Annotated in this window: 26 protein-coding genes; 15 read left to right on the plus strand and 11 right to left on the minus strand. The window is 73.8% G+C overall.

What is annotated here, in order from left to right; translation table 11 throughout:
* Positions 1 to 5 precede the first annotated feature (5 nt).
* Together AB0C33_RS39185 and AB0C33_RS39190 are read right to left on the minus strand one after the other, a co-directional pair.
* The gene (locus tag AB0C33_RS39185; RefSeq protein ID WP_358297439.1) at positions 6 to 632 is read right to left on the minus strand and encodes a GNAT family N-acetyltransferase; all 627 of its coding nucleotides are present in this window, start codon (positions 630 to 632) and stop codon (positions 6 to 8) included.
* A gap of 57 nt (positions 633 to 689) precedes the next feature.
* Positions 690 to 1,871 (minus strand): aromatic acid exporter family protein, encoded by a 1,182-nt coding sequence (locus AB0C33_RS39190; protein WP_358297442.1) that lies wholly within the window; start codon positions 1,869 to 1,871, stop codon positions 690 to 692.
* A 112-nt stretch (positions 1,872 to 1,983) separates the two neighbouring features.
* On the opposite strand from AB0C33_RS39190, the gene AB0C33_RS39195 reads away from it, so the two are divergent.
* Positions 1,984 to 2,313 (plus strand): cupin domain-containing protein, encoded by a 330-nt coding sequence (locus tag AB0C33_RS39195; RefSeq protein WP_358297444.1) that lies wholly within the window; start codon positions 1,984 to 1,986, stop codon positions 2,311 to 2,313.
* A gap of 156 nt (positions 2,314 to 2,469) precedes the next feature.
* On the plus strand, positions 2,470 to 2,946 hold the full coding sequence (locus tag AB0C33_RS39200; RefSeq protein ID WP_358297447.1) for a hypothetical protein: 477 nt from the start codon (positions 2,470 to 2,472) through the stop codon (positions 2,944 to 2,946).
* Here the strand turns inward: AB0C33_RS39200 and AB0C33_RS39205 are convergent.
* Both AB0C33_RS39205 and AB0C33_RS39210 read right to left on the minus strand, forming a co-directional pair.
* On the minus strand, positions 2,912 to 4,708 hold the full coding sequence (locus AB0C33_RS39205) for a glycoside hydrolase family 15 protein (RefSeq protein ID WP_358297449.1): 1,797 nt from the start codon (positions 4,706 to 4,708) through the stop codon (positions 2,912 to 2,914). The genes AB0C33_RS39200 and AB0C33_RS39205 overlap by 35 nt on opposite strands.
* 18 nt (positions 4,709 to 4,726) lie before the next feature.
* The gene (locus AB0C33_RS39210; RefSeq protein ID WP_358297452.1) at positions 4,727 to 5,824 is read right to left on the minus strand and encodes an enolase C-terminal domain-like protein; all 1,098 of its coding nucleotides are present in this window, start codon (positions 5,822 to 5,824) and stop codon (positions 4,727 to 4,729) included.
* A 101-nt stretch (positions 5,825 to 5,925) separates the two neighbouring features.
* Here AB0C33_RS39210 and AB0C33_RS39215 point away from each other — a divergent pair, with 101 nt between their 5' ends.
* The 3 genes from AB0C33_RS39215 (at position 5,926) to AB0C33_RS39225 (ending at position 7,522) form a co-directional block, all read left to right on the plus strand.
* Positions 5,926 to 6,141 carry a hypothetical protein gene (locus AB0C33_RS39215; protein ID WP_352324434.1) on the plus strand — a complete coding sequence of 72 codons (216 nt, stop codon included), beginning with the start codon at positions 5,926 to 5,928 and terminating at the stop codon, positions 6,139 to 6,141.
* Positions 6,138 to 6,602 (plus strand): Clp protease N-terminal domain-containing protein, encoded by a 465-nt coding sequence (locus AB0C33_RS39220; RefSeq protein ID WP_358297456.1) that lies wholly within the window; start codon positions 6,138 to 6,140, stop codon positions 6,600 to 6,602. Before AB0C33_RS39215 ends, AB0C33_RS39220 begins: the two co-directional genes overlap by 4 nt.
* An 83-nt stretch (positions 6,603 to 6,685) precedes the next feature.
* The gene (locus AB0C33_RS39225) at positions 6,686 to 7,522 is read left to right on the plus strand and encodes an SMP-30/gluconolactonase/LRE family protein (protein ID WP_358297459.1); all 837 of its coding nucleotides are present in this window, start codon (positions 6,686 to 6,688) and stop codon (positions 7,520 to 7,522) included.
* Between the two features lie 25 nt (positions 7,523 to 7,547).
* Here the strand turns inward: AB0C33_RS39225 and AB0C33_RS39230 are convergent, their stop codons facing one another.
* Both AB0C33_RS39230 and AB0C33_RS39235 read right to left on the minus strand, forming a co-directional pair.
* Positions 7,548 to 8,549 carry a serine hydrolase domain-containing protein gene (locus tag AB0C33_RS39230; protein WP_358297462.1) on the minus strand — a complete coding sequence of 334 codons (1,002 nt, stop codon included), beginning with the start codon at positions 8,547 to 8,549 and terminating at the stop codon, positions 7,548 to 7,550.
* A gap of 106 nt (positions 8,550 to 8,655) precedes the next feature.
* Positions 8,656 to 9,099, minus strand: a complete 444-nt coding sequence (locus AB0C33_RS39235; RefSeq protein ID WP_357697133.1) for a MarR family transcriptional regulator — start codon at positions 9,097 to 9,099, stop codon at positions 8,656 to 8,658.
* Positions 9,100 to 9,222: 123 nt separating this feature from the next.
* Here AB0C33_RS39235 and AB0C33_RS39240 point away from each other — a divergent pair, with 123 nt between their 5' ends.
* Complete coding sequence (locus AB0C33_RS39240; protein WP_189650423.1) at positions 9,223 to 9,399, plus strand: hypothetical protein; 177 nt, start codon at positions 9,223 to 9,225, stop codon at positions 9,397 to 9,399.
* Between the two features lie 221 nt (positions 9,400 to 9,620).
* Here AB0C33_RS39240 and AB0C33_RS39245 read toward each other — a convergent pair whose 3' ends face one another.
* Positions 9,621 to 10,040 carry a MarR family transcriptional regulator gene (locus AB0C33_RS39245; RefSeq protein ID WP_358297465.1) on the minus strand — a complete coding sequence of 140 codons (420 nt, stop codon included), beginning with the start codon at positions 10,038 to 10,040 and terminating at the stop codon, positions 9,621 to 9,623.
* 98 nt (positions 10,041 to 10,138) lie between these two features.
* Between AB0C33_RS39245 and AB0C33_RS39250 the strand changes: the two genes are divergently transcribed.
* Positions 10,139 to 11,593 (plus strand): MFS transporter, encoded by a 1,455-nt coding sequence (locus tag AB0C33_RS39250; protein ID WP_358297468.1) that lies wholly within the window; start codon positions 10,139 to 10,141, stop codon positions 11,591 to 11,593.
* Positions 11,594 to 11,673: 80 nt separating this feature from the next.
* The gene (locus AB0C33_RS39255) at positions 11,674 to 12,624 is read left to right on the plus strand and encodes a sulfotransferase (protein ID WP_358297470.1); all 951 of its coding nucleotides are present in this window, start codon (positions 11,674 to 11,676) and stop codon (positions 12,622 to 12,624) included.
* 111 nt (positions 12,625 to 12,735) lie between these two features.
* On the opposite strand, the gene AB0C33_RS39260 is transcribed toward AB0C33_RS39255, so the two are convergent.
* Complete coding sequence (locus AB0C33_RS39260) at positions 12,736 to 13,641, minus strand: hypothetical protein (protein WP_358297473.1); 906 nt, start codon at positions 13,639 to 13,641, stop codon at positions 12,736 to 12,738.
* A 199-nt stretch (positions 13,642 to 13,840) separates the two neighbouring features.
* On the opposite strand from AB0C33_RS39260, the gene AB0C33_RS39265 reads away from it, so the two are divergent.
* The 5 genes from AB0C33_RS39265 (at position 13,841) to AB0C33_RS39285 (ending at position 18,216) form a co-directional block, all read left to right on the plus strand.
* Positions 13,841 to 14,317: an NUDIX domain-containing protein gene (locus tag AB0C33_RS39265; RefSeq protein ID WP_358297476.1), complete on the plus strand. Its 477-nt coding sequence runs from the start codon at positions 13,841 to 13,843 to the stop codon at positions 14,315 to 14,317.
* A 177-nt stretch (positions 14,318 to 14,494) separates the two neighbouring features.
* On the plus strand, positions 14,495 to 15,316 hold the full coding sequence (locus AB0C33_RS39270) for an SDR family NAD(P)-dependent oxidoreductase (RefSeq protein WP_358297479.1): 822 nt from the start codon (positions 14,495 to 14,497) through the stop codon (positions 15,314 to 15,316).
* Positions 15,317 to 15,420: 104 nt separating this feature from the next.
* A complete protein-coding gene (locus tag AB0C33_RS39275; RefSeq protein WP_358297481.1) occupies positions 15,421 to 16,572 on the plus strand; it encodes a HAMP domain-containing sensor histidine kinase in 1,152 nt (383 codons plus the stop codon).
* Complete coding sequence (locus AB0C33_RS39280; protein ID WP_358297483.1) at positions 16,569 to 17,225, plus strand: response regulator transcription factor; 657 nt, start codon at positions 16,569 to 16,571, stop codon at positions 17,223 to 17,225. Before AB0C33_RS39275 ends, AB0C33_RS39280 begins: the two co-directional genes overlap by 4 nt.
* 202 nt (positions 17,226 to 17,427) lie before the next feature.
* The gene (locus AB0C33_RS39285) at positions 17,428 to 18,216 is read left to right on the plus strand and encodes an alpha/beta hydrolase (protein ID WP_358297486.1); all 789 of its coding nucleotides are present in this window, start codon (positions 17,428 to 17,430) and stop codon (positions 18,214 to 18,216) included.
* Between the two features lie 11 nt (positions 18,217 to 18,227).
* Here AB0C33_RS39285 and AB0C33_RS39290 read toward each other — a convergent pair whose 3' ends face one another.
* Complete coding sequence (locus tag AB0C33_RS39290; protein ID WP_358297488.1) at positions 18,228 to 18,611, minus strand: VOC family protein; 384 nt, start codon at positions 18,609 to 18,611, stop codon at positions 18,228 to 18,230.
* A gap of 480 nt (positions 18,612 to 19,091) precedes the next feature.
* On the opposite strand from AB0C33_RS39290, the gene AB0C33_RS39295 reads away from it, so the two are divergent.
* Entirely contained in the window at positions 19,092 to 19,736 is a 645-nt protein-coding gene (locus AB0C33_RS39295; RefSeq protein WP_358297491.1) for a TetR/AcrR family transcriptional regulator, read from the plus strand.
* 193 nt (positions 19,737 to 19,929) lie between these two features.
* On the opposite strand, the gene AB0C33_RS39300 is transcribed toward AB0C33_RS39295, so the two are convergent.
* Entirely contained in the window at positions 19,930 to 20,982 is a 1,053-nt protein-coding gene (locus AB0C33_RS39300; protein WP_358297494.1) for a Glu/Leu/Phe/Val dehydrogenase dimerization domain-containing protein, read from the minus strand.
* 170 nt (positions 20,983 to 21,152) lie between these two features.
* Complete coding sequence (locus tag AB0C33_RS39305) at positions 21,153 to 23,012, minus strand: serine protease (RefSeq protein WP_358297497.1); 1,860 nt, start codon at positions 23,010 to 23,012, stop codon at positions 21,153 to 21,155.
* Positions 23,013 to 23,344: 332 nt separating this feature from the next.
* Between AB0C33_RS39305 and AB0C33_RS39310 the strand changes: the two genes are divergently transcribed.
* Positions 23,345 to 24,313 carry an NAD(P)-dependent alcohol dehydrogenase gene (locus tag AB0C33_RS39310; RefSeq protein WP_358297499.1) on the plus strand — a complete coding sequence of 323 codons (969 nt, stop codon included), beginning with the start codon at positions 23,345 to 23,347 and terminating at the stop codon, positions 24,311 to 24,313.
* Position 24,314 lies beyond the last annotated feature (1 nt).

Consider the following 24,314-nt stretch of genomic DNA (forward strand, 5'->3'; position numbering starts at 1 on the left):
CCGGCTCACCAGAGCCGGTCGATCTCCCCCGGGTGGAGCTCGACGCGCGCGTGGTGGAACGACAGCCGGTGCGCCCGGCCGTGGGGTGAGGGGAAGTCGCCCATCGTGACCTTGTCGAACCCGGGCAGGTCGCTGGGGAAGGGCGCCTGCGGGGTGCCGCCGACCAGCACCGCGCCGGGGATCGCCGACCAGCCGGCGCTCTCGTAGAAGCCCTGGAGCGGCCGGTCGCAGGTGAACAGGGCGACGTCGAAGCCCGCGTCGGCGATGGCCGCGCGCGCGGCGCCCACCAGGCGGCGGCCGTGCCCCCGGCCGCGGGCGGCCTTCCTGGTCACCACGGTGCTCAGGCCCGCGGCGCGGAACCGGTGTCCGCCATGGGTGAGGGTCTTGGACAGGATGTCCAGGGCGGCCAGGACCGTGCCCTCGTCGCGCCCGTCGCCCTCGTCCCGCCCGTCGCCCTCGTCGCCCTCGTCGAGGAGGAGCATGGTGCGGGGGGCGAGGGCGGGGTCGTGCGCGGGGCCGCCGCCGTCGGGCGCGGGGAAGTCGTGGCCGGGCCAGGCCTCCCGTTGCAGGTCGCGCACCTGGGCCAGCAGGTCCGTGGGCACGTCCGACTCGGGGAACGACCTGATGGGCATGGTTCCCGAGTGTGCCGCGCGACGGCTCTCCGGGCAAACGGGGGCCGGTCGGACGGGTCAGGGGTGGGTGGCGGGCGAGGGGCGGTTGTCGTCGTCCTGGCCGCCGGGCGTGGCCGCCAGGATGTCGGTCAGGACCGCCAGGATGCGTTCGGCGTCGGTGAGCAGGCTGCCGCTCAGCGCCCAGCCGGCCGGGTGGGCGACCTCGCCCTTCTGGATCTCCGTCGTCATCTGGTCGTGGATGCGGCTCGCCTGCGCCTCCGCCCGGCCGAGCAGGGTGCGGGCCCTTCCGAGGTCCGGGTCGCGGCGTACGGTGGCGGTCAGGGCGTCGCCCAGCACGTCCAGGAGGTCGGCGTAGTCGCGGGCGTAGTCGGGGCTGACGTCGGTCGAGGGCCCGTCGTGGTGTTCCAGGTGGGCCAGGGCGTGCACGATCGTGTGCACGTGCGCGGCCAGCATGGTCAGCCGGCGCAGCACCTGCTCGTGGTCCTGGGCGGCCGTGACCGGGTGGAGGCTGTGGCGCAGGTTGTAGCGGCGGCTCTCGGCGCCGTCGGCCACGGCGGCGGCCGCGTCGGCCAGGTGCTCGTCCAGCCGGACGGCCTGGCGTTCCCAGTCGGGCAGCGCCGAGAGGTTCCACTCGTCCCGTAAGCCCTCGGCGACGGAGGTCAGCAGCGCGGCCGTCTCGCGGGCCAGGCGGCGCACGGCCGCATCGGGCCGGTCGCGGTACAGCGGCGGCCACAGCACGCTGTTGACCAGCGCCCCGCTCAGCGCGCCGATGGCCGTGGCCAGCACGTACGCCAGCAGGTAGCGCTCCTGGGAGGCCGCGGCGAAGGAGAGCAGCAGCACGGCGGTGGTGGCGACGTCGGAGCCGTGGTTGCCCATGCGGTGCCAGCGGGCGGCGACCAGCGCGGGCGGCACGACCAGGACCAGGCTGAGCACGCCCAGGCCGAGCAGGTGCCCGATGCTGCCGGCCAGGATGACCCCGGCGCCGACCGCGGCGACCCGGCGCAGGCCGTTGGTGAGCGTGCGGTACACGGTGGCGTGCACCATGATCACCGCGGTGGCGGGGGCGATCCAGGTGGCGCCGAGCGCCAGCAGCCGGCTGGCCGTCAGCCAGGCCAGCACCGCCGCCAGCGTCGCCTTGGCGATCTGCAACGCCTGCAACCGCTGGTACGACCCCGGCTTGGCCAGCCCGGCGGCCTGCCCGCGCACGTACGACAGCTCACGCTTGACGGCCGCGGACAACCGGCCACTCCAGCCACGCCACATGACGTGACATTTACCCACATTTAGGGCAAGCCGCAAGATCTTCCCCGCCGGAGGGCCCGCCCGCGCCGGCATGAGAGGATCACGGGCCATGGAGATCATCGACAGCGGCCGGTTCGAGCCCGCCCCGGACGGTTCCGCCAACTTCGCCGAGCACCTGAGCGTGCCCGCGCTCAGCTTCGGCACGTACTCCATCCCGGCCGGCGCCGTCGACGGCCAGTCGCCGCACGCCGAGGACGAGATCTACGTCGTCACCAGCGGGCGCGCCTCCTTCACCTCGGGCGGCGTCACCGTCGAGGTGGGCCCCGGCACCACCCTGTTCGTCCCGGCCCGCGAGGAGCACCGCTTCCACGACGTCACCGAGGACCTGGTGACGCTGGTGTTCTTCGGGCCCGCCTACAGCGGCGTCCCCGCGTCCTGACGCCCCCGGCCGTCAGGCGCGCGAACTCGTGGGCCGCGAGCGCGCCACGAGCGCGCCGCGCTGAGGAGACTGGAGGGCGGGGGCGGCCGGCCGGCCGTCCCGTCGCGTGACCGTCGCCCACCGTTGCCGCCCGGCCCTGACGAGATGAGAGCCCTCATGACTGTCACCCCCGCCCAGCTGCGCGACCTCGCGCGCCGCGCTCAGGACCTCGCCGCCGAGGTGCGCTCGCTGTGCGACACCGAGCCCGCCGGATCCCCCGAGGGCGACCAGCTCCGGGCCGCGCGGCACGCCGCCGACTGGCTGGACCGGGGCGGCGAGGACCTGCAACGGGCGGCCGGCGACCTGGCCCGGCTGCGGGCGCAGCGCGAGCAGGTCTGCGGCATGCCGTGGGGCGTCTGCCCCGAGCACGGCAACACCCTGTCCTACCGGGCCGACGTCACCGAGTGCCGGGTCTGCCACCGCACCTGGCCGCAGGACCGGGCCGGCCGGCCCTGCCAGGAGCTGGTCCGGTGGAAGGTGACCGACCAGGCCGGGACGGTGACCAGGATGTGCGACGGGCACGTGCTCGGCGCCCGCGCCGTGCTGCACGGGGCCACGTTCACCCGGCTTGATGCCGAGGGCGCCCAGGCCTGAACCTGCCCGACAGCACGGTGGCGCTGTTGATCACCGAGACGTGGCTGTAGGCCTGCGGGAAGTTGCCGACCTGCCGGTGGTGCACGGTGTCGTACTCCTCCGACAGCAGGCCGACGTCGTTGCGCAGGCCGAGCAGCCGTTCGAACAGCTCGGTGGCCCGGCGCCGGCGGCCGGTCGCGGCCAGGGCGTCGGCCAGCCAGAAGGAGCAGGCCAGGAAGGTGCCCTCGCCGCCGGGCAGGCCGTCGATGTCCTCGTCCTCGGCCCGGTAGCGCAGGACGAGACCGTCGTGGACGAGGTCGCGGGCGATCGCGTCCACGGTGCCGACGACGCGCGGGTCGTCGGGCGGCAGGAAGCCGAGGCGCGGGATGAGCAGCAGGGCCGCGTCCAGGCCGGTCGAGCCGTAGTACTGGGTGAAGGTGTTGCGTTCGGCGTCGTAGCCGTGGGCGCAGACGTCCTGGTGGATGCGTTCGCGCAGGGCGCGCCAGCGGCCGACCGGGCCGTCGCGGCCGAACGCCTCGACGGCCTGGATCATGCGGTCGGCCGCGACCCAGGCCAGCACCTTGGAGTGCACGAACTGGCGGCGCGGCCCCCGGGTCTCCCACAGCCCGTTGTCGGGCCGGTCCCAGATGCCTTCGAGGTAGTTCATCAGGGCGTTCTGGACGTCCCAGGCCTCGTCGTCGATGGCCAGGCCGGACCGGCGGGCCAGGTGCAGGCAGTCGAGGGTCTCGCCGTAGACGTCGAGCTGGAACTGGCCGGAGGCGGCGTTGCCGACGCGTACCGGCTGGGATCCCTCGTAGCCCGACAGCCAGTCGGCGGTCCATTCGGCGATGCGCCGGCCGCCCTCGACGGTGTACATGATCTGCAGGTCGGCGGGGTGCCCGGCGACGGCCCGCAGCAGCCATTCGCGCCAGGCGCGCGCCTCGGCGTCGTAGCCGGCGGTCATCATGGCCTGGAGGGTGAAGCTGGCGTCGCGCAGCCAGCAGTAGCGGTAGTCCCAGTTGCGCGGGCCGCCCAGCCGCTCGGGCAGCGAGGTGGTGGCGGCGGCGACGAGCCCGCCGGTGGGGGCGTAGGTGAGGGCCTTGAGGGTGAGCAGGCTCGTGCGGACGGCCTCGTCGTAGTCCCCCTGGTAGCCGCACCGGCGGGCCCACTCGCGCCACAGCCGTTCGGTGTCGGCCAGGGCCTCGGGCGGGTCGACCGGTTCCGGGCGCGGCAGCCACGACTGCTGCCAGGTCAGCGCGAACGGCACCCGCTGCCCCTCCCCCACCGTGAAGGAGGCGGTGGTGCGGTGCCGGTCGGCGTCCGGGCACAGCTCGACGGGGGTGCGCAGCCAGGTGGCGTCGCCGCCGGCGACCGCGGCCAGCACGCCGGGCTCGTAGCGCAGCCAGGGGACGTCGTGGCCGTAGTCGAAGCGCAGCACCAGTTCCATGGTCATCTCGACCCGGCCGCGCACGCCCTCGACGATCCGCACCACGTCGGGGGCCTCGCCGCGGGGCGGCATGAAGTCCACCACCCGGACGCTGCCGCCGGGGCCGTCCCAGGTGGTCTCCAAGATGAGGGTGCCCTCGCGGTAGCCGCGGGAGGTGGCCCGGCCGCCGCCGGCGGGGGCCAGCAGCCAGCGTCCGGCGGACGGGCCGTCGAGCAGCGCGGCGAAGCAGGCGGGCGAGTCGAAGCGGGGCAGGCACAACCAGTCGATCGAGCCGTCGCGGCCGACGAGCGCGGCGGTGTGCATGTCGCCGATCAGGGCGTAGTCCTCGATCCGCATCGGCGCCCGCTCCTTCCGTCAGGCCACGCGGTGGGGTTCGGCGGCGGCGGCGCGCAGCTCCAGCCCGTGGCCGGGGGCGTCGGGCCGGGGGCGGGCCAGGCCGCCGGAGGGGTCGGCGGCGCCGTCGAACAGCTCGGCCTCGATGCGCTGGTGGTCGTGGAACCATTCGACGTGGCGCAGGTTGGCGGTGCTCGCGGCGGCCGGGAGGTGCAGGTTGGGCGCGCAGTGGGCGGACACCTGCAGGTTGTGGCCCGCGGCGATCGCGGCGGCGGCGAACCAGCCGGTGTAGCCGCCGCAGCGGGTGGCGTCGGCCTGGAGGCAGTCGACGGCCTGGGCCTGGCACATGCGAGTGAAGTAGGCGGGGTCGCAGCCGTACTCGCCGGCGGTGACGTCGGGGGCGGCCCGCTCGCGGACGAGCCGCAGGCCCGGCAGGTCGTCGGAGGAGACGGGCTCCTCGAACCAGGTCACGTCGTGCTCGCGCATGCGCGCGGCCAGGCGGACGGCCTGTTTGGCGGTGTAGCCGCCGTTGGCGTCGACGTACAGCTCGGCCCGGTCGCCGATGACGCGGCGGGCCAGGGCCACGCGGTGCAGGTCGCGGTCGGGCTGGGTGCCGGACGACTCGCCGATCTTGATCTTGACGCGGCCGATGCCCCGCTCGTGGACCCAGTGGGCGAGCTGGGCGGTGGTGGCCTCGTCGTCGTAGGTGGTGAAGCCGCCCGAGCCGTACAGCGGGACCTCGGGCCGGGCGGCGCCGAACAGGCGGGTCAGCGGCAGGCCGAGCAGGCGCGCCTTGAGGTCCCACAGCGCCACGTCGGCGGCCGAGACGGCGTAGCCGGCGACGCCGGGACGGCCCGCGTTGCGCACCTGCCGGACCATCGCGGCGTGCAGGGCGGGGATGTCGGCGGCGTCCGCGCCGGTCAGGACGCCGGCCAGCAGCTCGGTGACGACCGAGGCGGCGGCGGCCGGGGCGTAGGTCCAGCCGGTGCCGGTGACGCCCGCGGCGGTCAGGGTGACGACGACCATGGTGGTGGACCGCCAGGCCAGCGTGCCGTCGCCTTCCGGCTGGTCGGTGGGGATGCGGTAGGCGGCGGCCCCGACGTTCTCGATCGTGCTCATGACATCCCTGGCCCTACCCGGTGGCTCCCGGTATGACGCATCGGCCCCCGTTCAAGCAACCTGAATTGCCTGTCCCGGGGCGGACGCCTAGGGTGGCTGGAATGTCAGTCAAGGAGCCCGCGGACGCGCTCGCCGCCGTGGTCGCGCTGCGTCGCCTGGCCGACCAGCTGGAGGACGCCGCCGTGGAGCAGGCGATGCGGGCGGGCTGGAGCTGGCCGCAGGTGGCCGAGGCGCTCGGCGTCACCCGCCAGGCGGTCCACAAGAAGCACGCCAAGCGGCTCATCGCGGCCGGGGTCGAGCTGAGGAGGCGGGCATGAGCGGCGCGTTCGACCGCTACCTGCACGACGTGCTGATCCGGGGGGAGGCCGAGGCGCGCGCGGAGAGCTCCCCCACGATCGAGGCCCACCACGTGCTGCTGGCCATGGCGGCGCCGCAGGACACCGCGGCGCGGGCGATCCTCGCCGAGGCCGGGCTCGACCAGGCGGGGGTGCGGGCGGCGTTGCGGCGGGAGTTCGAGCACAGCCTCGCCGCGGCCGGGGTGTCGGCGGCCGCCTTCGACCTGCGTTCGACGCCCGACCCCGAGCGGCGTCCGCAGCTCGGGGCGTCGGTCAGGCTGGCGATCGAGCGGCTGGCCGCCGCCCATCGCAAGAAGGACCTGCGGCCGGTCCACGTGCTGCTCGGCGTCCTGCAGGCCGAGGTGGGCACGGTCCCGCGGGCGCTGGCCCTGGCGGGGATCGACCGCGCCGCGCTGGCCGAGCGCGCCCGCGCCGCCCTGTAGATCCGGCGCGGATCTTTTTCCTCCCGGCGATGTCGATCCGGGCCCCCGCCCTTCGTGTAGAGGGCAGAAGGAGGCATGACGACATGACCGAGACGAAGACATTGGTGACCGGGCTGTGCGTGGGCGAGTCGCCGCGCTGGCACGAGGGCAGGCTGTGGTTCTCCCACTGGGGGGTGCAGGAGATCGTCGCCGTCACCCCGGACGGCGAGCGCGAGGTGGTCGCCCGCGGCCCGAAGCCCGCCGGGTTCTGCCTCGGCCGGCTGCCCGACGGCCGCCTGCTGGTGACCGGCGAGCACGAGCTGCTGCGCGTGGAGCCGGACGGCACGACGTCCGTCCACGCCGACCTGGGCGCGCTGCCGGCCGGGCCGAACGAGGTCGTCGTGGACGGCCGCGGCCGGATCTACGTGAACTGCGTCGGCTTCGACTTCGGCCGGGCCGACTTCGCGCCCGGCGTGATCGCCCTGGTCGGCCCCGGCGGCGAGGCCCGGGTGGTCGCCGAGGACCTGTACTTCCCCAACGGGATGGTGGTGACCCCGGACGGCTCCACGCTGATCGTCGCCGAGTCCTGGACGCGGCGGCTGACGGCGTTCGACATCGACGCGGACGGCGGGCTGTCCGGCCGCCGGGTGTGGGCGCCCATCGGCGGCGACGGCATCTGCATGGACGCCGAGGGCGCGATCTGGACCCAGGTGGACGACGAACAGGGGTCCGCCTGCGTACGGGTGCGCGAGGGCGGCGAGGTGACCGATCGGATCGACCTCGACCGGGCCTGTTTCGCCGCCGCGCTCGGCGGCCCGGACGGCCGGACGTTGTTCATGACCGTCGCGGTGTTCCCGGGCGTCGAGCGGATGGCGGAGATGTTCGCCGGCCGGACGGGCGAGGTCAGGACGGCCGACGTGGCCGTCCCCGGGCTCGTCTGAGCCAGTGGGGCGGGGGCCCGCGCCGTCAGCCGAACTCGGCCTGGAACAGGTCGGTGCAGGTCCCCAGGAAGTCGCCCCAGTCGCCGTTCACGTTGGCGACCAGGGCGTGGCTGCCCTGCCGGTCGCCCATCGCGTACGTCATCGACCCCTGGATGTAGCCGCCCCCGCCCCAGAGCGTGACGCCGGACGGGAACCGCTGGGAGTAGACGCCGAGCCCGTACCGGGCGCCGGGCACCCAGCCGGCGCCTTCCGTGGGCACGGTGGTGAACATCTCCTTCTGCTGGGCGGGCGGGAGCAGCCGCCCGCCCAGCAGGGCGGCCAGGAAGCGGTGGAGGTCGGCCGTGGTCGAGACCATGCCGCCGGCGGCCCAGGCCCATGACAGGTCGGCGTCGGTCACGTCGTGGCGGACGGTCTCCTGGCCGGTCTCGTCCTGGCCGGAGTAGTGGCGGGCGTGCGGGTCGCGCAGCCCTTCGCCGGCCGCGGGCAGGTACGTCCCGGTCAGCCCCAGCGGGGCCGCGACGCGGCGGTCGATCTGCTCGGCGAGCGTCGAGCCGGACGCCGCCTCGACGATCATCCCGGCCAGGTTGTAGTTGACCTTGGAGTAGACGAACCGCTCGCCCGGCTCCCCGGCGGGCGGGGTCTCCTGGCCGGGGATCGCGTCCGGCAGACCGCTGGTGTGGTTGAGCAGCAGCCGCGGGGTGATGCGGGCGGCGTCGGCGCCGGGGAAGTACTCCTCGACGACACCCGGCAGCCAGGTGGTCACCGGGGCGTCCATGGCCAGGTCGCCGTCGGCCGCCAGGCCCAGCACGACGGTCCCGACGAACGCCTTGGTGAAGCTGCCGATGCGGAAGTGCTCCCCGGGCCCGCGGGGGCGGCCGGTCTCCAGGTCGGCCACGCCCGCGGCGCCGAACCACGGCGGGTCGTCGCCGTCCCGGACCTCGGCCACGACGCCGGGCCCCCGGTCGCCGGCCACCAGCCGGTCGAGCACCTGCCGCAACCTCGGACGATCGGCGTGAATCATGGACATGCTGCCTCCAGCGACACGAAACGGATCCGCGAACGCGAGCAACCGTAGTTGACTATTCTGCAAGTAGTCAACTACGGTTGCTTATCGAGGCGTGCGGCGGGCGGGGTCAGGCGTCGCGGCGGGCCGAGGCGATCAGGCGCATCAGTGCGGCGTGCAGGTCCTGGAGCTCGTCGAGGTCCATGCCGAGCCGGGCGACGATGGCCGGCGGGATCTTCTCCGCCTCGGCCCTGAGCTGCCGCCCGGCGGGCGTCAGCGTGACGGCCAGGGCGCGCTCGTCCTTGCTGTTACGCTCGCGGTGGACGTAGCCCAGCGCCTCCAGCCGCTTGAGCAGCGGGGACAACGTGCCGGGGTCGAGTTGCAGGAGCTCGCCCAGTTCCTTGACCGACAGCGGCTCGTGCTGCCAGAGGGCCAGCATCACCAAGTACTGGGGGTGGGTCAGCCCGAAGGGTTGCAGCAGCGGCCGATAGAGGCCGATCACGCTGCGCGAGGCGATGCTGAGGGCGAAGCACACCTGCCGGTCGAGCGCCAGCAGGTCTGTCGCCTCTGTCACAGGCTCCATGCGTGTACGCCTCCGATGCCGTCTGGTAACTTACTTTGTGTACAAACTAATAGCCTGCAAATCGATGCCACACAAATCGTACCCGTGGCCGGGCCGCCGAAAGAGGGACACCTCATGTTTCACCGCAAGCCGCTGGAGGAGCGCATCGCCGAGCGTCAGGCCAAGCTGCCTCCGCTGAAGGAGGGCAAGCACTTCGAGCACGGCCCGGCCAAGTTCGTGTTCGTCACGCTGCTGGTCGTGGTGGTGGTCACGCACCTCGTCGGCCTGGCCATCGTCATGCACTTCGCCTGATCTGCCGGGAACATCCCGGCGGCGGCCGCCGTTACATCCTCGTGGCCGGTGTGCCCAGTGTCCCCGGGCCTCACCTATCGCCTTCGCGGACTACCGTTCGGCTGGAGCCGCGTTGTGCCCCTCGCCGAGAGGCGACACGCACACCGGTGCCCACGCGTTGAGGGCCCCCCGCCCGTCCCGGCGGGGGGCCCTCGCGCGTGTCCAGGACCGGGCGACCCGGCTCAGGCACGCGGCCAGGGACGGCCGGCCAGGCGTTCGATGTCGGTGTTGAAGCGCCTGAGGTAGGCGGCGAAGGCGGCGACGTCCTCCGGCGACCAGTCGGCCATCACCTTCTCCAGGCCGCGCACGTTCCGCTCGCGCTCCTCGGTGAGGCTGCGCTCGCCCTCCGCGGTGAGGCGGAACTTGCGGGCGATGCCGCCCTCGGGGTCGGGGATGCGTTCGACCAGGCCGGCGCGCAGGAGGGCCGAGGTGTGCCGGTTGAGGGTGGAGACGTCCAGGCCGAAGGCGTCGCTGAGCTGCCCGATGGACATCGGGCCCGAGCCGTGCAGCCGCCGCAGCAGGAGGTGGGCACTGCGGTCGTAGTGCCGGTGCCGGCCGAGCAACATCGTCTCGAACTCGATGAGATGTGTGGGCTTTTCCATCCCAATCCCCCCTTTCGCGAGATATGTGCACCTTACATGAATTGTGTACTTAACACATGATGTGTAGCGTGCACATCCTTCGACGACGGGAGAACAACGTGGGGGGCTCCACATCCACCGCCCGCCCCGGCGGCATCGTCAGCGTGATGGCGGTGGCCGGCATCGTCGCCTCGCTCATGCAGACCCTGGTCGTGCCGCTGATCGGCGAGCTGCCGCGGCTGCTGCGCAGCACCGCCTCCGACGCCTCCTGGGTGATCACCGCCACCCTGCTGGCCGGCGCGGTCGCCACGCCGGTCACCGGACGCCTCGGCGACCTGTACGGCAAGCGCCGCATGATGCTCGTCTGCACCGCGCCGCTGATCGCCGGGTCGGTGATCTGCTCGCTGGCCGGGTCGCTCGCCCCCATGATCGTCGGACGCGGGTTACAGGGCATGGGCATGGGCCTGATCCCGCTCGGCATCAGCGCCCTGCGCGACCTGCTGCCGCCCGACCGGCTCGGCCCCTCGATCGCGCTGATGAGCTCGTCCATGGGCATCGGCGGGGCCCTCGGCCTGCCGATCTCGGCCGCGGTCGCCGAGTACGCGAGCTGGCGGGTGCTGTTCTGGGGCTCGGCCGTGCTGAGCGTGCTGATCGCGGTGCTGATCCGGGTGCTGGTGCCGCCCACTCCCCCGCTGCCCCGCGAGGGCGCGGCCGGGCGGCTGGACGTGCCGGGCGCGCTCGGCCTCGGCGCGGGGCTGGTGTGCCTGCTGCTGGGGGTCTCCAAGGGCGCCGACTGGGGATGGGCGAGCGGCACCACGCTCGGGCTGCTCGGCGCTGCCGCGCTGGTCCTGCCGGCATGGGCCCTGTGGGAGCTGCGCGCCGCGGAGCCGCTGGTGGACCTGCGAGTGACCGCCCGGCGGCAGGTGCTGCTGACCAACCTCGCCTCCATCATGGTCGGCTTCTCGATGTACGCCCAGGCGCTGATCGTCATGCAGATCCTCCAGCTCCCCGCGGCCACCGGCTACGGGCTGGGCCAGTCGATGCTGGCCGCCGGCCTGTGGATGGCCCCCTCCGGCCTGATGATGATGGTGGTCTCGCCGCTCGGCGCCCGGCTGTCGGCCGCCCGCGGCCCGAAGGTCACCCTGATCGCCGGGAGCCTGGTCATGGCGCTCGGCTACGGCTCCTCCATGGGCCTGCTGGGGTCGGCCTGGGGCATGCTGGTCGTCACCTGCGTGTGCAGCCTCGGCGTCGGCCTGGCCTACGGGGCGATGCCCGCCCTCATCATGGGCGCGGTGCCCCGGTCGGAGACGGCCGCGGCCAACAGCTTCAACACCCTGATGCGCTCGATCGGGACGACGGTCTCGGCGGCGGTCGTCGGCGTGGTCCTGTCGCAGCTGACGATCCGGCTGGGCGCGCACACGCTGCCGTCGGAGGCCGGCTTCCGTACCGGGATGCTGGTCGGCTGCGGGGCTGCGCTGGCCGCGGCGGCCGTCACCATGGCGCTGCCCGGCCGTCGCGGCGGCCGGACGGCCGGGGACGAGGCCACCGCGTCCGTCTCGCCCGCCCGGCGGTGACGTCGCGGGAGCCTCTTGGCTTCCTACACTTTTGGTAGGAAAATCAGGCAATACCGGTTCTCGTCACTGGGAGGCTGACGGTGCCCTTGCCCGATTTCCTGATCGCGGGAGTGCCCAAAGCGGGGACGACGGCGCTGCACACCGCGCTGCACCCGCACCCCGACCTGTTCCTGTCGCCCATCAAGGAGCCGAAGTTCTTCCTCACCGACGGGCCACCGCCCGGACGGGGCGGACCGGGCGACGCCGAGACCTACCGGGAACACGTCTGGCGGCGCGCGGACTACGAGGCGCTGTTCGCCGCCGCTCCCCCCGGCACCCGCGCCGGCGAGTCCACCCCCTTCTACCTGTACGACCTGGACGCCCAGCGCCGCATCCGGGAGACGATCCCGCACGTCCGGCTCATCGTGAGCCTGCGGGACCCGGTCGAGCGCGCCCACTCCAACTGGACCCACCTGTGGTCGGCCGGTCTGGAGCCGATCGGCGACCTCGTCCGCGCCTGCGAGGCCGAGCCGGAGCGCATCGCGGCCGGCTGGGCGCACTTCTGGCACTACACCGCCCTCGGCCGGTACGGCGGGCAGCTCGCCCACCTGTTCACCCTGTTCCCCCGCGACCAGGTGCTCATCTTCCGTTACCGGGACATCGTGGACCGTCCGGCCGAGACCCTGGACCGCATCTGCGGCTTCCTCGGCGTGCGGCAGGGGCTGCTCACCGGCGTCCCGAGGGAGAACGTGACCGCGCACCCGGACCCCGGCGCGCGGCACGCGTTGCTGTCCACCCTGCGCCGCGCCCTTCCCGCGGCCCTGTCCGGGCCGCTGGAGCGGCTGCTCCAGCGGCGCGGCCGGGCGCGGCGGCCGCTGGAGTGGGCGCAGCGGCAGCGGCTGATCCCCTACTTCGCGGCGGACGTCGAGCTGCTCCAGCAGGTCACCGGCGAGGACTTCAGCGACTGGCTGCGGCCGCGGGAACGTTCGGGCGGGCTGGTCGGCAGCCGGCCACCCGGCCAGCGCCAGGCCAGAAACGGCCGCGCCCCCTGACCACGGGCCCCCCACCACGGACCCCTGACCGCGCCCCCTGACCGCGCCCCCTGACCGCGCCCCCTGACCGCGGCGCCGCACCGGGACGGGCCCGGCCGGCGAGCGGGCCGGTCAGTGGGGCGGGCGGAGTTCCGTGCGCAGGTCGTGGGCGCCGTCGGCGCGCGTGTACTCGTAGTAGAGGCGCAGGCCGCCGTCCGGCAGGTCGACGAAGGTGAGGTAGCGCAGGCCGCCGCCGTGGTGCGGCGACATCGCGGCGGGCCGGTCGCCCAGGGCGGCCAGCGCGTCGGGGTCGGCGCCCACGGCCACGCCGGTGCGCTCCTCGTAGTTCTCCTCCGCGCTGCCGCGGCCGTCGTAGAAGGCCACGACCCGGTCGCCGTCGAAGCGCACGGCGCTGATCCGGACGCCGCGGGCGTCCCACAGGCCGGGGCGGCCGGTCAGGGCGGTGCCGTGCCAGGTCCAGTCCAGGCCGTCGGCGCTGGTGGCGTAGTCGGTCACCATCCGGTCGGCCTCGTCGGGGTCGGCCAGCGGGTGGCAGGAGGCCCACAGGTGCCACACGTCGCCGCGCCGCACGATCACGGTGTCCTTGACCCCGGTCTTGGGGTCGCCGGGCAGCACCGTCGTACGGGTGCGCGGGTCGAACGCGGCGGGATCGGCGGCCTCGACGACCTCCACCCGCCAGTGCTTGGTGCCGGGCGTGGCGCAGCTCAGGTACAGCCGCCAGCGTCCCTGCGGGGTGCGGACCAGCGCAGGCCGCTCCAGCGACTCGGCGTCCATCTCCTCGCGGGTGATCGTGGTCAGCGGCTCGAAACGCTCGCCGTCGGACGAGCGGGCGACGACGACCGCGTAGCCGCGGCCCTCGCCGACCGGGCGGCGCAGGCGGTAGGCGAGGTAGATCAGCCCGTCCGCGGCGACGGCGCTCGGCGCCCCGGCCCAGTGGCCGTGCGCCGGGACCGGCGGCTCGACCGCCACGACGGCGCGGCCGGGATCGGGGAGCAGGGCGTTCTCGTCGATCGACATGGAACCGAGGCTAGGCCAGGACGTGGAGCCGGACATGGCTGCTTACCTCTCCTTGGGATTATCCTTATTACCTATAGACTTTATGGGGTTATGGCCGTCCGCCGCATGCCCGGCACGCCGGAAGTGCGGGCGCGTTTTCGCGACGCCGGGCGCGCAGCGACCCCTCCGGTGGCCGGCGTCCCACGCATATGCTGGTCCGATGCCCACCCCTGAGTTCGTCCTCGCGCTGCGCGAGAAGATCGGCACCGAGCCGCTGTGGTTGTCCGGGGTGACCGCGGTCGTGCTGCACGAGGACCAGGTGCTGCTGGTCCGCCGGAGCGACACCGGCGCCTGGACGCCCGTGACCGGCATCATCGACCCGGGCGAGCAGCCGGCCGACGCCGCGTTGCGCGAGGTGGCCGAGGAGACCGGAGTGCGGGCCGTCGCGGAACGGCTGGCCCTGGTGCACGTCACGCGCGAGGTCACCTACCCCAACGGCGACCGGGCCCGCTACCTCGACCTGGTGTTCCGCTGCCGCTGGCGGTCCGGCGACCCCCATCCGGCCGACGGCGAGAACAGCGAGGCCCGCTGGTTCCCCCTGCGGGAGCTGCCGGACCTGAACGCCGACATGCGCGCCCGCCTCGACGCCGCCCTCGGCGACGCCCCGGCCGCCCGCTTCCACACCACCGACCACTGACCGCGCCCCCCATCCCTGACTGCGGGCCCTTCACCGCGCGGCCCTTAACTGCGCGCCCCCTCATCGCGCGCCACCTCATCGCGTGACCCCTCACCGCGCGGCCATGGGCCGGCCCGGCGTGGCGGGTGCGCTGCCCCGCGATCTATGGTGGGGGCCGGATGCGGAAGGATCGGGCCCATGGCGGGAAAGACCATCGTCCTGACCGGCGCCAGCGACGGCATCGGCCGTGCCGCGGCACGCGCCCTGCGACAGCGGGGCGACGAGGTCGTCCTCGTCGGCCGGTCGGCCGGCAAGACCGCGGCGCTGGCGAAGGAGCTCGCGGCCGACCACCACGTGGCCGACTTCGCGCGCCTGTCAGAGGTACGCGACCTGGCGGCCACCCTGCTCGACCGCCACCCGGCCATCGACGTGCTGGTCAACAACGCCGGGGCCATCATGGGCTCGCGCACCACCACGCCCGACGGCCACGAGGCGACCTTCCAGATCAACCACCTGGCACCGTTCCTGCTGACCACGCTGCTGCTGCCCCGGCTGCTGACCGCCGGCGGCACGGTCGTCACCACGTCCAGCCTGCTCAACACCCGCGCCCGGCTCGACCTCGACGACCTCGACGCGGTGCGCCGCTACTCGGGCAACCGGGCGTACGCCAACTCCAAGCTGGCCAACATCCTGTTCACCCGCGAGCTCCAGCGCCGCCACGACGCGGACGGCCTGGCCGCGGCCTCCTTCCATCCCGGCGTGGTGGCCACCAACTTCTCCGGCGGCGGCGACAGCGCGGCGCGGCTGCTCTACCACACGCCGCTGAAGCGGTTCCTGCTCACGCCGGAGCAGGGCGCCGACACCCTGGTCTGGCTGGCCACCTCGCGGCCGGGCGCCGACTGGGCCCCCGGCGGCCACTACGAGAAGCGCCGACCTTCGGCCGTCCACCGCCTGGCGGACGACCCCGGCCTGGCACGCCGCCTGTGGGAGCGCAGCCAAGCGCTCGTCGAGCTCGCCTGACCGGTCCCACGGCCGCGGGTGTGAGTGGTGGGCGGCGGAGGGCCGACCCCGTCATGCCGGTGTTAGGTCGGTGGCGGCATCCTGGAGTTCCCGAAAGGAGACAGATGCCGCCACGTCCCAGGCTGCCCGCACGTACGGTCCGGCTGCGCTTCACCCTCCTGTACGGCGGGCTGTTCCTGGCCTCCGGCGCGGGCCTGCTGGTCCTGGTCAACCTCGTCGGCATGCCGCTGTCGCGGACCGTGCCGGTGCCGGGCCGGCCCGGCGGCCGGCCGGCCCCGGCCGCCGCCGAGGAATACATCGCCCTGCTCCAGGCCCAGCTCGCCGACGTGCACGCCACGCAGTCGCGTCAGCTCCTGGCCGGGTCGGTGCTCGCGCTGGCCGTCATGGCCGTGGTGTCGATCGTGCTCGGCCGGGTGGTCGCGGGCCGGGTGCTGCGCCCGCTGCGCACGATCACCGCCGCCACCCGCCGCATCTCCGCCGACAACCTGCACGAACGCCTGGCCGTGCCGGGCCCGGCCGACGAGGTCAAGGACCTGGCCGACACCATCGACGGGCTGCTCGCCCGCCTGGAGGGCGCCTTCGCCGCGCAGCGCCGGTTCGTCGCCGACGCCTCGCACGAGCTGCGCACCCCGCTGGCCACCATGCGGGCGCGGCTGGACGTGGCCGTGGCGAAGCCGGAGCCCGTACCGGCCCAGACGCTGGCGCTGGCCGACCGGCTGCGCACCGACCTCGACCAGGTCGACCGGCTCCTGGAGGGCCTGCTCGCACTGGCCCGCGCCCAGCACGGCAGCCTGCCCGACGCCGCCGCGATCATCCTCGGCGACCTGGTGCGGCACACCCTGGACGCCCGCGCCACCGACCTCGCGGCCCGTCGCCTCGCCCTGGACGACGAGGGCGTCGCTGAGGGAGTGCGGACGCGGGGCAGCGTCGCGCTGGTCACGCGTATGGTGCACAACCTCGTCGACAACGCGATCGTCCACAACCAGGACGGCGGCTGGATCAGGGTCGAGGCCGCGGCCGACGGCCGGTGGGCACGCCTGGTCGTGGAGTCCGGCGGGGGCCGGCTCGACCCCGAACAGGTGGCGCGGCTGGCGCGGCCGTTCCAGCGGCTCGGCGCGGACCGCACCGGGTCGGCGGACGGCTCGGGGCTCGGCCTGTCGATCGTCGCGGCCGTCGCACAGGCGCACGGCGGCGCCCTCGACCTCGCGGCCCGCCCCGAGGGCGGGCTGCGCGCCACCGTGCGGCTGCCGGCATGAGGGTGCTGGTGGTGGAGGACGCGCGGGCGCTGGCCGCCGTGCTCGCCGAGGGTCTGCGCGACCAGGGCATGGCCGTCGACGTCGCCCACGACGGACTGGAGGCGGCGGCCAAGCTCGACCTCGCCCCCTACGACGTGGTGCTGCTCGACCGCGACCTGCCGGGCATCCACGGCGACACCCTCTGCCAGATGCTCACCGACCAGGACGAACGCCCCATGGTCCTGATGCTGACCGCGGCCGGCTCGCCCGGCGACCGGGTGAGCGGGCTGACCCTGGGCGCCGACGACTACCTGGCCAAGCCCTTCCACTTCCCGGAGCTGGTGCTGCGGGTGAGGGCGCTGGCGCGCCGCCGTCCCGGCGCCCGGCCGCGCACGTTGCGCGGGGCCGGGATCGAGCTCGACCCGCTGCGGCACACCGTCACCCGGGACGGCCGTCCGCTGGAGCTGTCGGTCAAGGAGTTCGCCGTGCTGGAGGCGCTGCTGCGCGCGTCGCCCGGCTTCCTGAGCACCGAGGCCCTGCTCGAACAGGTCTGGGACGAGCACGCCGACCCGTTCACCAACACCGTGACCGTCACCGTCGGCCGCCTGCGCCGCAAGCTGGGCGAACCGCCGGTGATCAGCACCCGGCCGGGCGTGGGGTACCGGATCGGGTAGCGGGGCCGTCCGGTGCTCCCAGGTGATCTTCACCGGCGGGGGTGCAAGGTCAGACCAGGGGCTGATGCGCGGCGGGGTTCCGTCTGCGATCGTGAGGGCGTGAGGGCGTGAGGGCGTGAGGGCGGCTGGGGGCGCACCCTGGCGGTGATCGTCCGCGCGACGGGGCCGGTCCGCCCCTGGTGAACAGGCAGGAGGAGACGCCGTGATCAGATTCGGCTATGCCGACACCCCGTTCGGCCAGATCCACCACGCCTCGTGCGGCACGGGCGAGCCGGTGCTCCTGCTGCACCAGACCCCCCGCTCATGGGACGAATACCGCGAAGTGCTCCCCCTGCTCGGCCGCACCCGGCGGGCCATCGCCATGGACACGCTCGGCTTCGGCAACTCCGCCCGCCCGCCCGAGCACTCGATCGAGACCTACGCCGCCGGCGTGTTAGCCCTGATGGACGCCCTCGGCCTGCCGCGAGCCGCCGTGGCCGGGCACCACACGGGCGGCGTCATCGCGGTCGAGACGGCGGCGCGCGCGCCCGACCGCGTCACCGCCCTGGTGCTGTCCTCCACGCCGATGGTCGACCCCGACGGGCGGCGGCGTCGTGCGGGCCATCCCTCCATCGACGCCGTGCGCGAGCAGTCCGACGGCTCCCATCTGGGCGAGTTGTGGAGCCGGCGGGCCCCCTACTACCCGTGGCCGCTGCTGAGCCGGTTCGTCCGCGACGCGCTGACGGTCCTGCCGGAGGTGGAGCGCGGGCACGAGGCGGTGGCCGCGTACCGGATGGAGGAGCGGGTCGGGCTGGTCCGCTGTCCGGTGCTGGTCGTCGGAGCCACCGACGACCCCTTCGCCTTCCCCGAGCTCGAACGCCTGGCCGCCGCCCTTCCCCACAGCACCCAGGCCGTGGTCAAGGGCGGCGTGATCCCGCTGGAGCACCAGGCGGCGGAGTTCGCGGCGCTCGTGGCGGACTTCCTCGACGGCCCGGCCCGCGAGACCGGCTGAGGCGGCCCCGGTCAGGCGGGAGTCACCCACTCGACGAACTGGATGACGATCCCGTTGGGGTCGGTCACCTGGAACAGGCGCTCACCCCAGGGCTCCTCGCGCAGCGGCATGGTGATCTCGACGCCCGCGTCACGCAGCAGCTTCTCCTGCCCGTCCAGGCCGCCGTCCAGGGTGAAGGCCAGGATGAGACCGGAGGCATGCTGGTCGCGCTGCTCCGGCGGCAGGACTTCGATGCCGCGGGCGAGCAGCACGATGTCCATCGCGTCGGCGCGGGTGAGCGAGGCGAACCCGTCCGCGGCGACCCGGACGGTGTAGCCCAGGTGTTCGGTGAAGAACGCCTGGGAGGCGGCGACGTCGGCAACGGTGAGCGAGACGGTGGACGTGGTGATCTGCAAGAAGGTCTCCAAGAGGGATGAGAACGGCTGAACGAAACACGAGCCGCCGGTTAGGACGGCCCTGCCTGCGTCGACCACGACGGCCGACGACCCCAGCGGACGTGGCCCGCCATAGACGGCGTCGGTGGACGGCGTCGGCGCTGAACGTGGTCAGGGTGAGGGACGGTCGTCGCGGGAGGGGGGTCAGTGAGCGCGGCGGCGGGGGAGGTTGCGGGTCACTTGCGGGTCCTGCCATCCCCGTGCGCCATGGTCGACGGACGGTCTGCGGACTCCGCCGCCCGGGAGGGAAGAGTGCTGCGACTTGCGTTCGCGGCCCTCCGACGCCCCGAGGTCGATCTTGAAAGCTACAGCCGGGAAGAGCTTGAGTTCCAAGCAGGTTCTCCTTTTCGTTCGTCGGTCGTAAACTTACGACGGGTGTAAATATAGCCCGAGGATTCGAGGGGTGTCAACGTAAAAATACGACGAGGGTAAGATTCCTTCATGGCTCACGAGACCTCGCCCGCACCCGGCCTCCGCGAATCCAAGAAGCAGGAGACCCGGCAGCTCATCTCCGACCACGCCACCAGGCTGTTCATCGCCCAAGGGTTCGAGCAGACCACCATCGCCGAGATCGCCACCGCCGCCCGCATCGCCAAGAAGACGGTGACCAACTACTTCCCGCGCAAGGAGGACCTGGCCTTCGACCATCAGGAGGCGTTCACGTCCGCCCTGGCCGACGCCGTCGCCGCCCGCGGTCCCGGCGAATCGGCCCTGTCCGCTCTACGACGTGCCTTCCTGGCCTCCGTCGCGGCTCAGGACCCGGTGGCGGGGTTCTCCGGACCGGAGTTCGCCCGCATGATCGCCGACAGCCCCACCCTGACGTCCTGCCTGCGCGGCCTGCACGACCAGCGCGAACAGCACCTCGCCCGGGCCCTCGCCGACGCCACCGGCACGACGGCAGACGACATCACCGTCCAGACCGCCGCCGGGCTGCTGGGAACCGTGCACCGGGTGCTGTTCCAGCGCATCCACGAGCTCACCCTGGCGGGCCTGCCCAACGACCGCATCGCCGACACGATCGCCCCCGACGCCACTCGCGCCTTCGACCTCCTAGAACCCGCACTCTCCAACTACGCCCCCGCCTGAAGACCCGCCTGAGTCTCAGAAGGCCGCCTCCCCAGTTCCGGTAGGCCGCCCCTGGTCTCAGGAGCCGCAGAGTCCTGGGCAGCGCCGCCGAGGTCAGAGCTGGCCCGAGCCTCGTGGGCGGCCCCCAGAATCCGCCACCCACTTAGGGGCCGCCCGTTCAGGAGCCGCTGGCCGCTCAGGGGTCGTCCCAGTGTCAGGAGTCCTCCGGGTCGGGGGCCAGCGGTGGGGTGGGTGGGAGGTGCCAGGTCGTCAGGAAGGCTTTGGCCAGGGCGCAGGCGCCGGCGTACGGGCCCTCGGCATGGGACAGGGCGGCGGCGGTGATCTCCGCGACACGGTTCTCGACCAGGTGGCCGACCTCGTCCGCGGTGGAGACCGTTCCCGCCCGTTCGGCGAGGTAGCCGATCGTGGCACCCGCGCCGCAGACGAAGTCCGCCAGCGTCACCACACCCCGCTCCCCCAGCGTCCGCAGCCCCCGCGCGGTGTAGGGCACGTTCGCGGCCGGCGCGACCAGGCCGGCCCGCACCGTCGCCGCCCGCCGCGCCGACAGGACACCGGTCCGCGCCCCGGGAACCAGCACGTCGGCGGGCGCCTCGTACAACGCCTCGGGTGGCAGCACGGGCAGGCCGAGCCGGGTCACGCAGGCGTCGCCGTACTCGGCGCGCAGTTCCTCCAGGGCCGCGACGTCCAGGCCGGCGGGGTCGCTGACGCATCCGTGCAAGGTGGACAGGGCGACCAGGCGCGCGCCGCGCCGCGCCGCCTCGCGCACGACGGCGCTGCCCACCTTGCCGAAGCCCTCCACCGCCAGCGTCCGCCCGGCCAGGCCGCCGAGCGCCGTCGCGGCGGCCACGACCACGCCCAGCCCGGTGACGACGGTGTCCACCAGCTCGCCGCCGGCCTCCTCATGCATGATCGAGTCGGCCCGGTACCCGGGCAGCGGCGCGAAGTCCTGCGTCCGCGTGCCCAGGTCCGAGGAGGTGAGGAAGGTGCCCTTCTCGACCAGCGGCGCGACCTCCTGGCAGAAGCGCGCCACCGTGCCCGCCCGGTCGGCCGGCGAGGCCCGGAGCACCGCCTTGGCCCCGCCGATCCGCTCGCCGAGCACGGCCAGCTTGTACGTCATCGCCCGAGCCAGCAGCCCCGCCTCCTCGCGGGTGACGTCCGGCGCCAGCCGGGTGCCGCCCGCGCTGACCGGGCAGTCCAGGTCGAAGGCGATGCAGCCGTCCACCGAGACGAGTTCCATGATCCTCATCCGCGCTCCCCGCGTCCGTGCGAACCGTGCCTGCCGCCCAATCTCTGCGCCGCCCGGCCGCCTGTCCATGGGTCACCGCCGATCGGAATGGGCGCCCGGAACGCACTCCAGCGCCCGGGCCCTTGGCCATGGGTCAGCCCTGGCCGGGAAGCCCGGACGCCTGTCCGGGGTCAGGGAGCGTTGTATCCCAAGGTGTACGGACCGGTGCCGGAGTAGGAGTGCACCCGGTAGCGGTAGTAACCGGCCGCGCCGGTGTAGGTGAGCGTCTCGTCGGCTCCCGACCCGGCGCTCTGCGCGACCGTCGCCCACGTGGACCCGTTCCAGCGCTGCAGGTACAGGTCGAAGTCGGCGCCGGACGGGCCGTCCAGGCACGCCTGGTGCGGGCCGGTGACGGTGGTCTGCAGATACCCGCCGTCGGGCTGGTACTGCTCCGCCCCGGAGGCCAGCGTCCCGGACTTGGTGGTCTCGTAGCCGGAGCAGCCGCCCGCGACGGCCACGGAAAGGGCGAAGGCGACCGTGTGCGTGGCGGCGGGGCCGGTGGCGGTGACCGTGATCGTGTACATGCCGCCGGGCGTCTGCGCGGAGGTGGAGACCGTCATGACGGACGTGCCGCCCGACTGGACGGTGGGCGGCGCGAACGTCGCGGCGGCCCCCGCCGGCAGCCCGGCGGCGGCGAACTGCATCTGCTGGGGCCCGCCGCGCGTGACGGCGGTGGAGATGGTGCTCGTGGTCGACCCGCCCGGCGTGACGCCGCCGCTCGTGGGCGAGAGCGAGATGGCGAAGTCGTCGCCGCCGCCGTTCGGCGGGGTGTTGTCGATCATGCCGGAGATCTCGTTGTACACCTCGGTGATGCGCGTCCCCCAGTTGGGGCAGCCGCCGAGGTGGTGCAGCGCGATCACCTTGTGGCTGGAGGCGGCGATCACCGGGGAGCCGGAGTTGCCGCCGGAGGTGTCGCAGCGGTAGCCGGTGTTGACGCCCGACGACACCACGTCGATCTTGCAGGCCGCGCCGCCCTGCGTGTCCTCGTACAGGGACAGGCGCTTGGGCAGGGTGTCGCCGTGGCCGGGGATGTAGATGCGCTCCCCCGCCACCGGGGGACGCGGATCGAGGTACAGGGTGCCGAACTGCTGGATCGCGGCGAAGTCGGCGACGCTGAAGAGCGTGTAGTCGAGCGCTTCGAGTGCGCTGGTCTTCAGGAACTGGCCGCCGCCGACCTTCGTCCCGGCGCCCGGGTTGTCGCCGCCGCAGGTGGCGCAGTCGTAGTCGAACTGGAACTCGCTGGCGCTCAGGTCAGCGGCGCTCTCCATGCAGTGGTGGTTGGTCAGCATGCGGTTGGTGTTGCCGACCCGCCAGGCCGTGCAGTAGCCGAGGCCGTTGAGCAGCTGGCGGGCCACGGCGCGGCTGCGGGCGTACTCGGTGGGGTTGCTGTCCTTGTAGCAGACCACGTCCCGCCGCGCGTCGGTGCCGCAGACGCTGAACGTCCGCGGCGTCAGGGCCGCGGCCTCCTGGGTGGTGTAGCCGCGGAAGTACCGGTCGATGCGCACGCCGAAGCCCTGCCGGGCCAGCCGGACGGCGTTGCGCGGCCCGGACGCGTGCAGGGTGACCACGGCCGTGTCGCCGTCCACGGAGAGCGCGGCGAAGCCGGGGACGCCGTGCAGCGTGTACCCGGAGCCGGTCGGGTAGCGCCCGCGGGTGGGGTCGCCGTAGTAGGTGTGGGTCTCGCGGCCGTCCGGCGAGGCGACGGTGACGTAGTCGCCGGGCACGAGGGTGAGCGCGGCGAAGTGCACCTTGACGTACCGGGAGCCGGGCCGGGTGACGCGCGTGCTCCAGCTCCGTCCGGCGGCGCCGTAGGGCAGGGACAGGTCGGCGAGCACCTCCTCGCCTGCCGGGGAGACCCGGCTGTCGAGCTGCGCGTGCAGGGGCGCGGCGGCGGGGGCCTGCGCGAGGGCGGGGGCCGGGGTCGCCGGCGCGACGACGGCCAGCGCGGCGATCAACGCCGTGGCCGCCGCTCTCCATCGGGAAGGACTCATGCGGGGGACACCTCCACGTGAGGGGTGACCGAAGCAGGCCGCCGGTCGCCGGGAGCCGGGCCCGGTCCGGGCGCGTAGGCCGCGCCGGCCAGGGGCCGGCGGAGCCGGCGAACAGGCGGCCCGCCGTGGTGGGGGGTGGGCAGAGGGTAACTCCGCCTCCCATCCGTACCGTTATCGGTAGCGATACCGATATTTCGGGTTATCGGGTGGAAAGCTCCAGCGCGTCACATCAGACAGCCCTCCCCGAGCCGGCTGATGTACAAAATCATTGACATCATGTCCGCCTTCTTTTACGTTCATCATGTCTACTTTCTTTGACATGGAGACCTGCCTTGAAGGCCATCACCCGGCACGTCTACGGCCCCCCGGCCCTCACCGACCTCGACCGTCCCGCCCCCGGCCCCGGCGAAGCGCTCCTGCGCGTGCACGCCGCCTGCCTCGACCACGGCGTCTGGCACCTCGGCGCCGGGCTGCCCTACCCCGTCCGCCTCGCCACCGGGCTGCGCCGCCCCCGCTCGCCCCTCCTCGGCCGCGACGTCGCCGGGACCGTCGAGGCCGTCGGCCCGGGGGTCACCGGTCTGGCGGCCGGCGACGAGGTCTTCGGCGTCTGCGACGGCGCGCTCGCCGAGCACGCCGTCGCCCGCGCGGACCGTCTCGTCCCCAGGCCGGCCGGTCTGTCGTCCGAGGCCGCCGCCGCCGTCCCGACCAGCGGGCTGACCGCGCTCCAGGCGCTGCGCGACCACGCCCGCCTGCGCCCCGGGCAGCGCGTGCTGGTCATCGGCGCGGGCGGCGGGGTGGGGACGTTCGCCGTCCAGCTCGCCAAGGCGCAGGGCGCGCACGTCACGGGCGTCTGCGGCCCCGGCAAGGGCGACCTCGTCCGCTCACTCGGCGCGGACGAGGTCGTCGACTACACCCGCGAGGAGCCGGCCACCGGCCGCCACGACGTCGTCCTCGACACCGCGGGCAACCGTCCCCTGCGGGACCTGCGGCGGATGCTCACCCGCCGGGGCACGCTCGTGATCGTCGGCGGCGAGAACGCCTCCGGCCGCTGGCTGCACGGCACCGGCCGCCAGCTCCGGGCGACGGCGCTGTCGCCGTTCGTCCGGCAGACCCTGCGCGCCCCGATCACCCGGACCGATCCGGCGGACCTGCGCCACCTGGCCGGCCTCGCCGCGACCGGCGAGCTCACCCCCGTGGTCGGCAGGACGTTCGAGCTGGCCGGCTTCCCCGACGCGATGGATCACCTGCGGGCGGGCCACGTGACCGGCAAGGTCGTCATCGTCATGCCCGGCCCGAGGTAGG

The sequence above is a fragment of the Nonomuraea sp. NPDC048881 genome (genome assembly GCF_040649795.1).
Classification (GTDB): Bacteria; Actinomycetota; Actinomycetes; order Streptosporangiales; family Streptosporangiaceae; genus Nonomuraea.